Consider the following 14,934-nt stretch of genomic DNA (forward strand, 5'->3'; position numbering starts at 1 on the left):
GTCTATTGAGCAAGATGCAGGCCAACCTCGAAAGGGCTCATTCCCGCCCCATTCTTTGGCGGGATGTTTGCGCCGATCGCTTCTCGATTTTTATTCAGCCGACGACAGGCCAAATCGCGGCGTGGCCGCTATGTAGCGTTCCAGAAAGTGATGAAGGTCTGCGGGCGTCGGACGTGTTCCCCATCCGTCGCCATGATTCAGCGAAGCGAGCGCCATCCAGGAATCCGGCGGGTGCAACGCATCGATGACCTCGCTACCCTCCATCACAAGCAAGCGTCCCGTCGACGGCTGAAATTCTGCCGAAACCTCGCGAGCGGCAAATCGCACGACAGCAATCACGGATTGCGTCTTCATGAATTCCCCTCGTCGTGATGGGCGTCATGGTGCATTGCAACACAAAACTTTTAGTAGCGTACTGGCCCCTTGCATCCCGACGCTTTGCCGCGCCGTCAGGCAAACGAAGGACTCAGGCATGGACGATGCAGAGACGACCGCATCGGTTACGACTTCCAGAGACAAAGCCATGTCCGCCACGCACGCCGCCACCAGACATCCATCGAGGATCGCTCCGGCCATCTTCGAACTCATGAATCCCATCCCTTATGGACTCTTTGTCGGCGCGCTGATCTTCGACATCACGTATATGAGCACGCGTAACGTGTTCTGGGGCAAGGGCGCCGCGTGGCTCGTCACGGCAGGGCTGATCGTCGCCGTCATTCCCCGTCTGCTCAACCTCGGTCATGTATGGATGCAACGGCGGCGCGCGGTATCGCGAATCGAGAGGATGGACTTCTGGCTCAATTTGCTTGCCATCGTCGCGGCGATCGTCAATGCATTCGTACATAGCCGCGATGCTTATGCGATGGTGCCGGAGAACGTCGTTCTCTCTGTCATCACCGTCGTGCTGCTGAGCACAGCGCATATCGCCATGGCGATGAACCGGCTCGATTTCGCGGAGGCGGCTCATGAATAAGTACACCGCGGCATACGCGCTCGTGATCGCCGTTTCGGGGTTGATGAGTGGATGCAACGAACATGCGCAGTACGACGCGGCGCATCAGGCGGGAGCCAATCCGCCAATGCCCGAGGCGCGCAACTTCTTCGCGCCGCCAATGCAGGTGCCGAAACATGTGGGGTGGAAAGACGGCGCCGCGCCCAAGGTCGCCGACGGTCTGAAGATCGAAAAGATTGCATCGGGACTCGTGCATCCTCGGCAGGTCTACGCTCTTCCCAATGGTGACGTTCTCGTGGCTGAATCGAATAGCCCGGACGAAGAGGCCGTGACTACGCCGAAGCAGCTTATCGCGGGACTGATCGAGAGCAAGTCCGGAAAGAAAGCCAAGGGCGCGAATCGCATCACGCTGCTGAGAAAGTCAGCCAACGGCAGCGGCGAATGGGAGCGGCATGTGTTCATCGACAATCTGCATTCCCCATTCGGCATGCAGCTTATCGGAGATACCCTCTATGTCGCCGATACCGATGCGATCCTGAAGTTTCCCTATAAGACGGGCGAAACGAGCATCAACGAACGCGGCGTCGAGCTCGCCGATCTCCCCGATACGATCAACCATCACTGGACCAAATCGTTGCTGGCGAGTCGTGACGGCAAGAAGCTCTATGTGGGAGTCGGCTCGAACAGCAATGTCGGCGAGAACGGCCTGGACGTCGAGTATCGGCGCGCGGACGTGCTCGAAGTCGATGCGGCGACGGGCGCAAGCCGCATTTACGCGGCAGGCATTCGTAATCCCACCGGGTTGCAATGGGAACCGAAGACAGGCCAGTTGTGGGCAGTCGCGAACGAACGCGACGAAATCGGTGCGGACCTCGTGCCCGACTATCTGACCTCGGTGAAGGAGAATGCCTTCTATGGGTGGCCTTATAGCTATTACGGCCAGCATGTCGATCCGCGCGCACAGCCGCAACGTCCCGACCTCGTCGCCAAGGCGATTCCTCCAGACTTCGCGATAGGTTCGCATGTCGCGCCGCTGGGACTGATGTTCTATACCGGCAACAGTCTTCCGGCGCAGTATCGCGGCGGTGCCTTCATTGGTGAGCACGGCAGTTGGGATCGCTCGCCATTGAGCGGCTATGTGGTCTCCTACGTGGCATTCGAGAACGGCAAGCCTGTCGGTGCGCCAAAGGATGTCGTCACGGGCTTTACATCGGCGGATCAGAAGGAACTGTACGGCGCGCCTGTGGGCGTCGCGCAGGACCGCGAAGGTGGTCTGTTGATCGCCGATGACGTCGGCAACGCGGTGTGGCGTGTTACGGGCGCGGGCGGGTAATGCGTACTAGCCCGCTCCGCTGAAAGAACTGGGTTTGAGCTTTCTCGCGACGTCAACCATTCAGCGTGGCCGCATGTGTGGTCGCGAGAAAAGCGAAAGCGCTACAACTGGATTGGATACGGCAGCAATTCGCCGCTTTCATAGCGCTTCGGCAGATCAGGCGTGGCGTTCTCCCACACGAGCAGCATCGAACGCTTCTGCGAATAACCTTTGTGACGGATGTCGGCGGGCATTGCCGCGATGTCGCCCGCGTTCATCGTGATGCGCGCGCGCGGCTCACCGCTATCCTTGTCAGCAATGTCCCAGATGATCTTGTCCGAGAGCTGCAGAAACCATTCGACGCGATCGTTGCCATGAAACACCGGCAACATGAATTCCTCCGTGGTCGGGCAAAAGAGACTTTGCTGACACACCGAGGTAACCGAAGGATTCCATGTCACGTCCGAACGCGACAGATACTTGAACAGGCTGAATGCGTGCAACTCCTGTTCGAAGCCAGGCTCGGCGTGAACCTCGGGCTCGTCCTGCTCGACATCTGCAAAGTGGCGATTAACCGGAAGGTCGTCGCGCAATGGTGAATCGCCCTCGATGCCCGGCATGCGCTTCGTCGCAATGCGAAAGCGCTCTATTGCCTCGAGGTTATCGCCATTCTTATCGCCAAAAGCAGAACCGGTTTCCCCGGGCGCCGCGAACGGGTCGAAGCCTTCATTGACCCAATCCTTGAGGATCTCCTTGAACGTCGCCATGATTAGCGGCGTGTCGAACTGCTGCACGTAATCGATCCCCGCTTCCTTGAAGTTCGCGTTGTACGTGCCAGCATACAGATCGACCTTGCCGTAATGGTTGCGGGTCCCAAGGACGTGATCGAAGTTGACCCAGCCGTAGAAGAATCCCCATGCGACATCGCGCATCATGGCGCGCAGAAAGTCGTCGACCGGAATCTGATGCGTACGGGTTTGCCCTTTCGACGGCCACTTCACCGTGGCGAAATACGAGTCCCGACTGAATTCGAAATCGCCAAGCCGGAATGCACGATATCCGGTTACTGCGTCCGCATCACTCGCGGAGACGGATTTCTGATTGCTTCTGTTTTCCATATGAACTCCGAAACTGGCTTGTCGTAAAGGTGAATCAACGCACACAGATATCAGCCCACTTTTCGACCGAATGCCGACCACGAATAGTTTGAAGAAGAAGTACCCCCGTGGTCGCCGCGTCGAAACGATATGCGGCGCAAGCGGGCAACAGTGCCTGGTGGCCTCGGCGCAACCGTACGCGTCCCATGCGCTGCCCCGCCGGATCCTTATCGAGAAGAACGCTGCCTTCAACGGCCGCGTCGACGAGCGGCCCGTCTGATGGCTTGACGAAATGCACATCGATTTCGCCATCGATCGCCACGACGAATTCATCGTGCGACGCACAGAACCAGGGCGAAGCGCCTTCCGCACGAATGGTTTCGATCACATACTTGAGATTCTTTCCAACGACAATTTTTTCGTATGGCCTGGCAGCGCCAGCAACCTCGAAAACATTCGACATCGCGTAATGCTCAGCCTTGCCGCTAATGATCTCGATGGATCCCTTCTTAAAGCTATTCAAGCTTCCAAACAACGTCTCTTGCATTTCTGCCTCCGTTTGATTCCGTGAACTGTTGCGTGACTGAAGATTAGACGGAGGTTATGAGTTCATCAATGCGCGGAACGTTCTGGAATCGCGAACATCGAGTCTTTGGATAAGATGTCAGGATTTCTACCTAGCATCATGCCGTTAAGGGAATGCGCTAGATGCCGTCCGTGTGACAACGCGAAGCAGCATGGCGACACGAATCGCCATGCCGTGCGACGCTAAAGGCTTCCAATTCCAATCCAATTCAAACTCCGCTCACGCGAAGCATGTCATTTCGAATTGCCAGTCAATCGCTTTGCAATCGTCGCGACGTGTTCTCCCTGGAACCGGGCGATCTGAAGCTCGTTGTCGCTGGGCTGACGCGAACCATCCGCTCCCGCCAGGGTCGACGCTCCATACGGCGTTCCGCCCGATACTTCGCTCATGTTGACGAGACGTTGCTCCGAGTACGGAACGCCGACGATCACCATCCCGTGATGAAGAAGGGTCGTGTGAAAGCTGGTGATCGTCGTTTCCTGGCCACCGTGTTGCGACGCAGTGCTCGTGAAGACGCTGCCGACCTTCCCGATCAGTCCCCCCGACATCCATAGCCCGCCTGTTTGATCGAGAAAATTGCGCATCTGCGAGCACATGTTGCCGAACCGCGTCGGTGTACCGAAGATGATCGCGTCCGCTTCCGCCAGCACCTCCGGCGTCGCGAAAGGAATACTGGCGAACGCGGCGCGATAGCCTTTGACGCCGCTTTTGACCAAGACATCTTCGGGTACCAGTTCGGGCACCTGCAATAGCGTGACTTCGGTGTCTCCGACTGCCCGCGCACCGGCCGCAATAGCCTCGGCCATCTTGTAGATATGGCCATACGAGCTATAGAAAACGATCTGAATTTTGGTCGTCATGTCTCTTCCTGAGTTAGTGTCTGTGCCTGAAGGCAATATGACCGATGGAATGCACTCCATAGTCCTGTGGCGGATTGCAACCGATCCGGCTCACGATCCGTCTGCCACTTTCAGCATAAGCAGGACCATTAAACAAGACAACCGCGTCACCGTTCGGGTTTCACGAACGATCCGATTGGCATATCCGCACGGTGCGTTCCGTCGACATCGAAGGGCTTCAGACGCCAAAGCGTCGACATTAAAATCGTGTCAACCGGATTTACCCTCTCGATTCACCAGAATGACGGCACAAAAACCAGATCAGACTGTTCTGGATTGGCAAACCACTTCGCATTGCTTCCGTAAATCCTGTTGGTTACGCTTGATTCAACTGTTCCGGCCACCCGCAGTCCGACGCGCAGGTGGCGGGACATTCCCCGCATAAGCACATCAATAGGAGACAAGACATGGAAACGTTAGACGGCGTGGTGGTCATCGGTGGCGGTCCCGTTGGACTGCTCACCGCCCTGAAGCTCGGCAAGGCAGGCGTGCGGGTTATCGTGCTCGAGGCGGAGCCGGGTGTTTCGCCCTCACCGCGAGCCGTAGCCTATATGCCACCCACCGCCGCCGCGCTGGATCGCTTCGGCCTGCTCGATGACATCCGCAAACGTGCAGTGTGGTGTCCGGACTTCGCCTATCGGCACGGTGACGGCTCGCTCATCGCGACAATGGACTGGAGCGTCCTCGCTCACGACACGGACTACCCATACATGCTGCTGCTTGGACAGAACCACGTGTCCAACGTCATCGTGCAGCACTTGCGCACCCTGCCCAATGTGGATATCCGCTGGAATCATCGCGTCGAGACCATCGATCAGGATGCTTCGTGGGTCACGCTCCAGACCCGTGGCCCCGGTGGCACGACACGGTTGCGCACGCGCTGGGTCGCTGCAACCGATGGCGCACGCAGCACGGTGCGCGAGAAGGTCGGCCTTACCTTCGACGGCGTCACGTGGGCCGAGCGCCTCGTGGCCACCAACGTCTTCTATGATTTCTCGCTGCACGGCTATTCACGCGCCAATTTCGTCCACGATCCCGTCGACTGGGCGGTCGTCGTCCAGCTCGATCAAAGTGGCTTGTGGCGGGTCTGCTACGGAGAAGATCCGTCGATATCAGAGGCCGAAGTCCGTCAGCGCCTGCCCGAGCGCTTCAAACGTCTGCTGCCTGGAGCGCCGACGCCTGACCAATACCGGGTTGACCATCTCAACCCATATCGCGTTCACCAGCGATGCGCGCCCGAGTTCCGTCGTGGCCGTGTGATCCTGGCAGGTGATGCCGCTCACGCAACCAATCCAATGGGTGGCCTTGGACTGTCGGGCGGCGTACTCGACGCGGAGCATCTCGCCGAGGCCCTGATCCCGGTGATCAAGGAGGGCGCGTCGCTCAAGCTGCTCGATGAATATGCGATCGATCGCCGCAAGGTCTTTCTCGAATTCACCTCTCCCACGGCTACGGCCAACTTCACCTGGATGAAGGAGAGCGACCCGGCACAACGCGCGCGCGACACCGCCATGCTCGAACACGCCGGCACCGATCGAGCCGTCATGCGCAAGATCCTCCTCGATTTCGAAAAGCTGAATGGACGAAGGTTTATCGAGCCGCAACTCCTCGCTGCATGACATGACGACATCCGACGGTCTGACAGAGACAAGCACTCTCAGGCCGCTCTTCGGTAGATGTCGAAGACGTCCTTAAAACGAGTATCGATCCGATCAGGCCGAACCGCATGACGCGAGAAACAGAATTTCTCGCGGCATCGGAGATCGTCTGCGCCTCCGCTTTTCAGAATTGAACGGAAGGGAAAGATGAAGAAAGCTGGTTTTATCGCAGCGAGCTTGTTCACGGTCGCGCCGTGCGCTTACGCTCAAAATAGCGTCGTCATGTTTGGACTCGTCGATGCGGGTATTTCATACATAAGCAATCGCGGGGGTTCGTCGTCGTGGAAGATGGACGATGGAATCGGCGTCCCTAATCTCTTTGGATTACAAGGCAGCGAGGATATCGACGCGAGCACCAAAGCCGTGTTCAGACTCGTCGCGCAGTACATGCTCGGCACGGGTTCGATCGTTGGATTCAAGAGTAATGCGGATCAGGCAAGCGGCCTGCTGTTTTCTCGAGAAGCGTTTGTTGGCCTGGCGGACGATCATCTCGGCACCTTGACCTTCGGTCGCCAGCAAGACTTCATGGTCGACACGCTCCTCGGCGATGTCGATGCGGACGCTGCCGCCTACGTGGGCGGCTTCTACAACTTTCGTGATGGCCCGTTCGGCAAACTCGCACTCCCGGACTCACCTCCCGGCGAGGCATATGACTTCGATCACATGAGTGGAAGTCAGCCGTTATCGAATTCGATAAAGTACAAGTCTCCGACATTCGCCGGGATGTCGGTAGGCTATCTTTTCGCGTTCGGAAATACAGCCGGCAACTTCAGACAAAATAGCGCCTCGAGCGCGGGTGGCAGTTTTGCCGCGGGTCCGTTCGCCATTGGCGCCGCCTATACGTCCGTACGATATGCGGAGCTGGGAGGCGGAGCCATCCAGAACATCGGTGCCGGGGTGCGATATAAGATTGGAACCAGTCAGATATCTGCTCTTTTCACGAACACCCGGAACACCGCAAATGGAGCAACAGTCAATATGGTTCAGGCGGGCGGCCTTTATCGATTCACGTCTTCAATTGCGTTCGGCGCGGACTACATGTACATGTGGGGGAATGAGGTGGTCGATCGAAACCATGCGCACCAGGTGACGGCCGTTGCTCAATATATTCTGTCCAAGCGGACAACGACGTATGTCGACGTTGTCTACCAGATCGCAAACTCTGGTGCGACGGCATCTATCAACGGAACCTTCGGACCTTCGAGCAGCCGTTCTCAATGTATAGGGCGCGTAGGGATTCAAACGCGCTTTTGATCAGAGTCTGCCCGTCAAACGAACGATGCGGCAGGCCACAGGATGGACATCGAACCAATTAGCCTGTCCGGCACGATCACTCGCTTTTTTCGTGGGCCAAACCGAGCAACCTGTCCCATTCCGGTTCCATCGAAAACGTCGAAGAGAGAAGATCAAGGAACAGCTTGACCTTGGCCGTGGTGCGATGTGAGGTTGGATAGACCGCAGAAAAATAAGGCACATCGGTCTCGAAATCGGGAAGAACGCGAACGAGATGCCCTTCCAACAGATCACGGTAGACCACCATGGTTGGCAAATAGGCGATCCCCACCTCTCTACGAGCAAACTCCTGAATCAGATGTACGCTGTTGGAACGCAGCGTGGGAACCAGCGAAATCTCGCTATGCTGTGAGCCGTTATCGAGCGACCAACGGTTACGCCACGGGTAGTATCGGTAACAGGCGAAATCGTGGCCGCAAAGATCATCCGGAGTGGAAATAGGTGACTTCTCTTTGAGATATCCCGGGGTAGCCACGAACACGCCGCGCATTCTGAATAGGCGCCGCTCAATCAGAGATTCCGACGCGGGCGGAAAGATCTGCAGTACAACATCGTATCCTTCCTGAACAGGATCGACGACCTGGTCGTTGGCAAAGACGTCGAAATCGATATGCGGATAGTTCTTTCGAAAGGTCGCAATCACGTCCGGGAGATGCTCCAGCGCAAATCCGTTCAAGGCCGCGATTCTTAGAGTGCCGGTTAGCGCAGTCGTTGTATCGCGGGAGCGCTGCGAAAGGGCTTGCATCCTGCCGATAAGATCATGACACTCGGAGTAGTACGAAGCGCCGAACTCCGACAGTTTCACCGCCCTGCTCGAGCGATGAAACAGAGACACCTCGAGATGCTCCTCAAGTTGCTGAACCCGCGTGCTGATGACGGATTTGGCGACACCGATCTGCCTCGCTGCGGCCGCAAAGCTACCGGACTCCGCGACGCGTACGAATGCTTCTATGCTTAGGTAAATATCCACGAGACGTCTCCGGCTTCTTGTGCACTCGTTGCGTGCGCTTCGGCCATCCTGCGTTGCTACGCTGTCAGGTCGGTCAGCGCGAAGGTAACGCACAAGATGGGTTCGAAACAATACCACCTCGGATTTTCAGGAACTAGGGTGGAATTCCCGTAACCCGAACCTATGATGCAACGCCGCGGGTAGCCTCCAACCGGCCACAGATATCAAAACCAGATCAGACTGTTCTGGATTGGCAAACCACTTCGCATTGCTTCCAAAGATCCTGTTGGTCACTTTTGATTCAACGGTCCCGGCCACCCCGCATTCCGACGCGCAGGTGGTGACTGTCGGCCGGCGTACTCGCCGCAGAGCATCTCGCCGAGGCCGTGATCTCGGTGATCAAGGAGGGGGTGTCGCTCTAGCCGGTTCTATCCGCTCGATCTCGGATCATCGATTTTCTCCCTCGCGGCCTCCTCCCATCTCCGTGGAAATTTTCCTTAGATACTTAAACGTATGCGAATACTTTATGGTATCTTAGTGGCTGGTCAGTATTTCCCCCACCAAATTTGGGAGTCGCCAGCCATGAAATTTCGTTTCGCGCTCTACCTCTCGGTAGTTTTCTCTGTGATCCCCCTTTCTGCGACTGCGCAGAGCACTGACACATTCAATCGTGTGCAGGCGCGCGCAGAACTTGCAGAACTCGAGCAGCAGGGTTACAACCCCGGCGATTGGGTCCACTACCCGCAAAGTTTGCGCATCGCGGAAGATCGTCGAACGCAGACAGCGAACCAACCGAAGCCGGTTCAAGCGTCGCGAGCGGAATGAGTTAATCAAAAAACGCGGCACAAGAAGATTAGTAGTGCATTTAAAGTGCTGCGACCTGATTTCAAGTCCAAATTTCGAGCGTTCGTTCAACGCTCGCGGCGTCCCCTAAAACATGCTGGAAGATCGAGATGTGTTTGAAACGTACAGTGCGAGCTTCGTTATCCGTAGTCGCGCTTTTGGGCCTGGCCGCGTGCAGCGTGGGACCGGATTTCCGATCGCCTGAAGTAACGCCGCCACCTCGATCGCTTTCGATGAACGCGAACGATGTCCCCAGCCGCCTGACGGATCAGCGCCTGAATCCAGCGTGGTGGACGCTGCTCAACGACCCGCTGCTTACCTCGCTCGAGGCCCGCGCGGCGGCACAAAACCTGGACTTGCAATCAGCACAAGCGCGGATAGGTCAAAGCCGGGCCCGGCTGCGGATCGCGGGCGCGGACCTTTACCCGACAATCAGCGCAAACGCATCTGAGCTGCGCGAGCGAGCCAGCCCAAACGGAATATTGAAGTTGAGTGGACCATCGAGCCCGGTCAGCGCCACAGCGGCAAACGGCGCGGACCCGTACGGAACGAGTTCTTTGGGCGGAACCGGTGGCGCCGCACCCTACAACCTCTGGCAATACGGTTTCGACGCGAGCTGGGAGCTAGACCTCTGGGGCCGAGTACGCCGAACACGAGAATCCGCGCTGGCCACCGCAGAGGCCGCAGAGCTGGAAGCCGAAGGCGTGAGAGTGTCTGTTTCTGCGGAGGTTGCACGGACGTATCTCGAACTTCGCGGTGTCCAGAGCACACTCGGCATCGCACGTAAAAATCAGGATATCGCTCGTGCCAGTCTTCGTCTTGCAAAACACCGCGAAGACGAAGGCGTTGCAACGCACTACGATAGTGCGAGCGCCGCTGCGCAAATGGCAACGGTCAGTGCGTCGATACCAGAACTCGAAAGGCAGGTGTCCGCGCTCATGAATGGGTTGGCGCTTCTCGTAGACGAGGCTCCCCATGCGCTCGATGACGAACTCGCGAAGACGGCGGACGTTCCAGCCCCACCCGATAGCGTGCCCGTTGGACTCCCTTCCGAACTCGCGCATCGCCGACCGGATATCTTGCGCGCCGAGGCGGAGTTGCACGCTGCAACTGCGGACATCGGCGCGGCCAAAGCGAACTTCTATCCGACCGTCAGTTTGACGGGCAGTTTCGGCATTCAGGCTTTGAAGTTCAGCGAAGCAGGTGACTGGAGCGCGCGACAATTCGCGTTCGGTCCTGTCTTGCATCTTCCAATTTTTGAAGGCGGCCGCCTCGTGGGGACGCTCGCGTTGACCAAAGCAAGGCAGCAAGAAGCAGCAATCGAGTATCAACGCACGGTGCTCGGTGCGTGGCACGAAGTAGACGACGCCATCACCGCGTATCGCAGCGACCAGCTTCGAAATATGCAACTCAGCATCGCCGTCGATGAAAACCGTATCGCATTCGAAACGGCGAAGAATCGCTACGGTCAGGGCGCATCGACTTTCCTGTCCGTGCTCATCGCTCAGCGTGACCTGCTAGCCAGCGAAACCGCACTTTCGCAAAGCCAGACGAACGTTTCGGTCTCGCTCGTAAAGCTCTATAAGGCCCTTGGCGGTGGCTGGGACGCGCCCGAAGGCGGCAGCGGCTCATACGCCCGCGCGACAATCGAACGTCCGGTGTCCGTCAGGCGGGCGGCAGGAGGTTAGCCAATCGATCTCGAAAGCTTTTCAGCGGCAAGGTCCGCAGCGAGTCGAGCTTCTGCAAGGCTATCGGCCGCACCTGATCCCGCCTCACCTGTTCCGCTGAATGTCTCGATTTCCCAGCGCCATTGACCATCCAGCTCGTCCTGCCAGACATATAGCCTGCGATGGCCGACGCTGAACAGGTTTGCATCGAGATCGCGCACCCACGCAACCGACTCTGATTCGATAACTTCATGCCATTCGGACACGCAAGTATTCATGTGTTCGTCCTTTGAAATACGTCATAGTATTACGATACTTTATAGTATGCTAAATCCGATAGCAAACAGGTCGATGCAGCATGTCGCCCCGTCGCAACCAACACCGGCCGCACCGCACCCGTTCGACGGCCGGATCTTGATGGGCGTCCTGGGAGTCTTTGCCGCTGCAATGATGTCGGGTTTGAACAGTCGAATCGGCGGCTTATCTCTCATCGACGTCAAAACAGCATTTGGTGTCGGCTCCGACGAAGGCAGCTGGATCGGCAGTCTGTACTCGGCTTTCGAGCTTGCGGCAATGCCCTTCGCGACCTGGTTCGCTGTAACGTTTTCGTTCAGACGGTTTCACGTGTCCGTCGTTATTGCCTTCAGCGTGTTTGGGCTGCTAACACCACTTGCGCCCAGCTTCGAAGCACTGTTGGCGCTGCGATGCCTGCAAGGGTTCTTCGGCGGACTGCTCATTCCTGTGCTGATGGCGGCCGCGCTGCGCTTCTTCCCTCTTTCGCTAAGGCTGTACGGACTGGCGCTGTATGCAATGACCGCGACTTTCTCCCCGAACGTCGCCACCTGGCTCTCCGCGACGTACACCGACACGTTGTCCAACTGGCATCTGACATTCTGGCAAATCGTTCCGCTTGCACTCTTTTCGGGCTGGGCCGTTGCGTGGGGAATCCCGCAGGATCCTGTCCGCCTGAAGCGACTCAAGAACCTGGACTGGATTGGCTTGATCAGCGGCGTCTGTGGTCTCGTGTGTATCGGCCTTGGATTGACGCAGGGCGAGCGCTACGACTGGTTCAATGACGCACTCATTAGCTGGCTCTTTTGCGTCGGCGCGCTCTTGCTCGTTGTATTCGTGCTTGCCGAGTGGTTTCATCCTCTTCCATTCATCAAGCTCCAATTGCTTCATCGCCGAAACCTCGGCCTCGGTTTCACGATCTTTATCGGGCTGGTTGTTGTCCTGCTATCCGGCTCGCTCCTGCCCGCTCAATATCTGGCGGAGGTGCACGGGTTTCGGACGCCGTACATCGCAGGGATCGGACTATCGGTGGGGCTGCCGCAGATCCTCTGCGGCCCGGCCGTCTCATTTCTTCTCTACAAGCGATGGATCGATGCGCGACACGTCTTTGCGCTCGGCCTCGCATGTCTCGCGGCGTCATGTCTGGTGAACGCATATGTGACATCAGAATGGATCGTGCACGAGTTCCTGATCGGTCAAGCGCTACAGGCAGTGGGACAGGCGATGGCCGTCATCTCCTTGCTTTTCCTTGCGACCAGCGTCGTCCAACCGATGGAAGGGCCAGTCGTATCGGGGATTATCAATATGTTTCGCGCCTTCGGAACATTGCTGGGAGATGCCTTGCTCGAACGCGTCTTTACCCTTCGGGAAAAGATGCACGCCAACATCATTCTGGATTACGCGGCCGGGAACGGAATGATCAGGTTGGAACATCACACTACCGCTACCGAAGCGCTCGGCGATCTTGCAGAACGCATTTCACGGCAGTCGTTCGTTCTGACGATTGCCGACGCTTACCTGATTCTGGGGACACTCTCTGTGTTGCTGATTCCATTTGTCTTGAAGCTCCAGTACATCAAGCCGCCCATATTGAACAATCCTTCCAAGTGACCGTTATGTCTCTTCCACGACCCGCAAAAATAGCCATGGCAATCATGCTCGCGTCCGCCGCCGCAGCTAGCCTGTATCTGTACAACCACGACGAAGGGCGATCGTCGGAGCAGACCACGACTGACGCCTACGTAACGACCGACTCCACCTTCGTTGCGCCGAAAGTCGCCGGCAATATCTCGAGCGTCCTCGTGGAGGACAACGAGACTGTGCACAAAGGACAGTTACTTGCCGTGATCGACGACCGCGACTTCGCGGTGGCCTTGGCCAGTGCAAAGGCCGAAGTTGAAAACGCGCAGGCGGACGTAGCCAGGCTCGAGGCAAGCGCCATTCAGCAGCATAGCCTGATCCAGCAGGCTAACGCTGCGATCGTCGGCGACGTTGCCTCCGTGAATTTCGCTGCGGCGAATTCCCGCCGCTACTTGAATCTGGCGAAAGACGGCTCGGGCACGATTCAGGAGCAGCAGCAAGCCGAATCCGCCTTGCAGATCGCGAGCGCTCGCCAGTCACAAGATATCGCCGCACGCGACGCGGCCCAACATCAGTTGAACGTCCTGCTTGCTCAGGAACGGCAAGCTGCAGCGAACGTCGAGAAGGCGAAGGCAGCACTGCATGCCGCAGAGTTGAATCTGTCCTATACGCGGATCGTCGCGCCAATCGACGGCATCGTGGGACAACGCACCGTCCGCATCGGCGCGTACGTGCACGTTGGCGCACCGCTGCTCGCAGTCGTCCCATTGCAGCAAGCTTATGTAGAGGCCAATTTCCGTGAAACTCAACTGCGGCATGTTCAGCCTGGGCAAGCAGTTACAATCAAGATCGACATGTTGTCTGGAACGGTCATCCACGGCCACGTCAACAGTCTTGCCCCTGCCAGCGGGATCGCGTTCTCACCGATTGCACCTGACAACGCGACAGGCAACTTTACGAAAGTGGTTCAGCGACTCCCGGTCAAGATCTCTATCGATCCGGGCCAGCCAGCCGCAAGCCGACTTCGCGTTGGAATGTCTGTCGTTCCTACCGTGCATATCGATTCCGCCAGTGCCGCCCGGACATAATGCTGCATATTTTCAGAAGGGATCCCCGGAATGCCCAGGTTGACGAGAGAAGAGAGCCGAACACAGACGCGAGAGAAACTGATGCTCGCTGCCGCCAAGGTGTTTGCGCGTGAAGGACTGGGCGGCGCGTCCATCGACCGGATCGCCGACGAAGCGGGCTTCACGAAAGGCGCGTTCTACTCAAACTTCGAATCGAAAGAAGATATCTTTTTGCAACTGGTGGAAACGACCACCCAGCAAAACATAGAAAAGATCCAGGCGGCGCTTGCCGGTGTGTCTACCCCCGAGGAAATCATCGAAGCCGTCTGCGCGTGGGCTGACACTCATCCGCACGAACCGGATATGCGGCCTTTGGTCCTTGATTTGATTCGGCACGCAAAGCAAGACGCGGCGCTCACGAAAAGACACACGGAGCTTTTCAGCAAGCAATGGACGATCGTGGGCAAGTTGATCCTCCGGGCCTTTCCAAAGGGACGCGCACCCGCCACGGCACTTGAACTCGGCGCGTTGGTGATGGAGTTGACTTACGGCACCGCCGTTCAGTTTCACGCAGGACCAACGGGAGGCGCACTCGTCCGAATCGCGCTTAACGGATTGATGGCGGCAGCACAGGTGCCACGGAAAACGAAATAAGCGGCAGGAGCTTTCGTCCAATCCGATTGAGAGAGTTAAACAACCCGTCCTTGCGCGGAATAACCGGCATCTCTCTTCAAATAAG

General features: G+C 57.5%; 15 protein-coding genes. 9 read left to right on the top strand and 6 right to left on the bottom strand.

From position 1 onward, the window contains the following. Positions 1-90 precede the first annotated feature (90 nt). The gene (locus IAG25_RS22065; protein ID WP_187606744.1) at positions 91-354 is read right to left on the bottom strand and encodes a hypothetical protein; all 264 of its coding nucleotides are present in this window, start codon (positions 352-354) and stop codon (positions 91-93) included. On the opposite strand from IAG25_RS22065, the gene IAG25_RS22075 reads away from it, so the two are divergent. Together IAG25_RS22075 and IAG25_RS22080 are read left to right on the top strand one after the other, a co-directional pair. Next, positions 353-973, top strand: coding sequence for a DUF2231 domain-containing protein (locus IAG25_RS22075; RefSeq protein WP_309243955.1), 621 nt, complete (start codon positions 353-355; stop codon positions 971-973). The two genes, IAG25_RS22065 and IAG25_RS22075, sit on opposite strands and share 2 nt — an antisense overlap. After that, complete coding sequence (locus IAG25_RS22080; protein WP_187606745.1) at positions 966-2,285, top strand: PQQ-dependent sugar dehydrogenase; 1,320 nt, start codon at positions 966-968, stop codon at positions 2,283-2,285. The genes IAG25_RS22075 and IAG25_RS22080 overlap by 8 nt, the downstream gene beginning before the upstream one ends. Positions 2,286-2,386: 101 nt before the next feature. On the opposite strand, the gene IAG25_RS22085 is transcribed toward IAG25_RS22080, so the two are convergent. The 3 genes from IAG25_RS22085 to wrbA form a co-directional block, all read right to left on the bottom strand. Then, a complete protein-coding gene (locus IAG25_RS22085) occupies positions 2,387-3,382 on the bottom strand; it encodes a hydroxyquinol 1,2-dioxygenase (RefSeq protein ID WP_187606746.1) in 996 nt (331 codons plus the stop codon). Between the two features lie 34 nt (positions 3,383-3,416). Continuing rightward, complete coding sequence (locus IAG25_RS22090; RefSeq protein ID WP_187606747.1) at positions 3,417-3,908, bottom strand: hydroxyquinol 1,2-dioxygenase; 492 nt, start codon at positions 3,906-3,908, stop codon at positions 3,417-3,419. 272 nt (positions 3,909-4,180) lie between these two features. Continuing rightward, positions 4,181-4,807, bottom strand: a complete 627-nt coding sequence (wrbA, locus tag IAG25_RS22095) for an NAD(P)H:quinone oxidoreductase (RefSeq protein WP_187607116.1) — start codon at positions 4,805-4,807, stop codon at positions 4,181-4,183. 446 nt (positions 4,808-5,253) lie between these two features. Here wrbA and IAG25_RS22100 point away from each other — a divergent pair, with 446 nt between their 5' ends. After that, a complete protein-coding gene (locus tag IAG25_RS22100; RefSeq protein WP_187606748.1) occupies positions 5,254-6,465 on the top strand; it encodes an FAD-dependent oxidoreductase in 1,212 nt (403 codons plus the stop codon). Positions 6,466-6,651: 186 nt separating this feature from the next. Next, a complete protein-coding gene (locus IAG25_RS22105; RefSeq protein ID WP_187606749.1) occupies positions 6,652-7,758 on the top strand; it encodes a porin in 1,107 nt (368 codons plus the stop codon). Positions 7,759-7,834: 76 nt separating this feature from the next. On the opposite strand, the gene IAG25_RS22110 is transcribed toward IAG25_RS22105, so the two are convergent. Further along, complete coding sequence (locus tag IAG25_RS22110; RefSeq protein WP_187606750.1) at positions 7,835-8,767, bottom strand: LysR family transcriptional regulator; 933 nt, start codon at positions 8,765-8,767, stop codon at positions 7,835-7,837. A 561-nt stretch (positions 8,768-9,328) separates the two neighbouring features. Here IAG25_RS22110 and IAG25_RS22115 point away from each other — a divergent pair. Both IAG25_RS22115 and IAG25_RS22120 read left to right on the top strand, forming a co-directional pair. Next, a complete protein-coding gene (locus IAG25_RS22115; protein ID WP_187606751.1) occupies positions 9,329-9,571 on the top strand; it encodes a DUF4148 domain-containing protein in 243 nt (80 codons plus the stop codon). A 128-nt stretch (positions 9,572-9,699) separates the two neighbouring features. Further along, positions 9,700-11,277, top strand: a complete 1,578-nt coding sequence (locus IAG25_RS22120) for an efflux transporter outer membrane subunit (RefSeq protein WP_187606752.1) — start codon at positions 9,700-9,702, stop codon at positions 11,275-11,277. Here the strand turns inward: IAG25_RS22120 and IAG25_RS22125 are convergent. After that, the gene (locus tag IAG25_RS22125; RefSeq protein WP_187606753.1) at positions 11,274-11,534 is read right to left on the bottom strand and encodes a hypothetical protein; all 261 of its coding nucleotides are present in this window, start codon (positions 11,532-11,534) and stop codon (positions 11,274-11,276) included. The two genes, IAG25_RS22120 and IAG25_RS22125, sit on opposite strands and share 4 nt — an antisense overlap. 73 nt (positions 11,535-11,607) lie before the next feature. Between IAG25_RS22125 and IAG25_RS22130 the strand changes: the two genes are divergently transcribed. The 3 genes from IAG25_RS22130 to IAG25_RS22140 all read left to right on the top strand — a co-directional run bounded on the left by IAG25_RS22130 (position 11,608) and on the right by IAG25_RS22140 (position 14,849). After that, on the top strand, positions 11,608-13,158 hold the full coding sequence (locus IAG25_RS22130) for an MFS transporter (RefSeq protein WP_187606754.1): 1,551 nt from the start codon (positions 11,608-11,610) through the stop codon (positions 13,156-13,158). Between the two features lie 35 nt (positions 13,159-13,193). Next, positions 13,194-14,216, top strand: coding sequence for an HlyD family secretion protein (locus IAG25_RS22135; RefSeq protein ID WP_255503849.1), 1,023 nt, complete (start codon positions 13,194-13,196; stop codon positions 14,214-14,216). Positions 14,217-14,297: 81 nt separating this feature from the next. Further along, positions 14,298-14,849 carry a TetR/AcrR family transcriptional regulator gene (locus tag IAG25_RS22140; RefSeq protein WP_187606756.1) on the top strand — a complete coding sequence of 184 codons (552 nt, stop codon included), beginning with the start codon at positions 14,298-14,300 and terminating at the stop codon, positions 14,847-14,849. Positions 14,850-14,934: the final 85 nt, after the last annotated feature.

The sequence above is a fragment of the Caballeronia sp. EK genome (assembly GCF_014384845.1).
Lineage (GTDB): Bacteria > Pseudomonadota > Gammaproteobacteria > Burkholderiales > Burkholderiaceae > Caballeronia > Caballeronia jiangsuensis.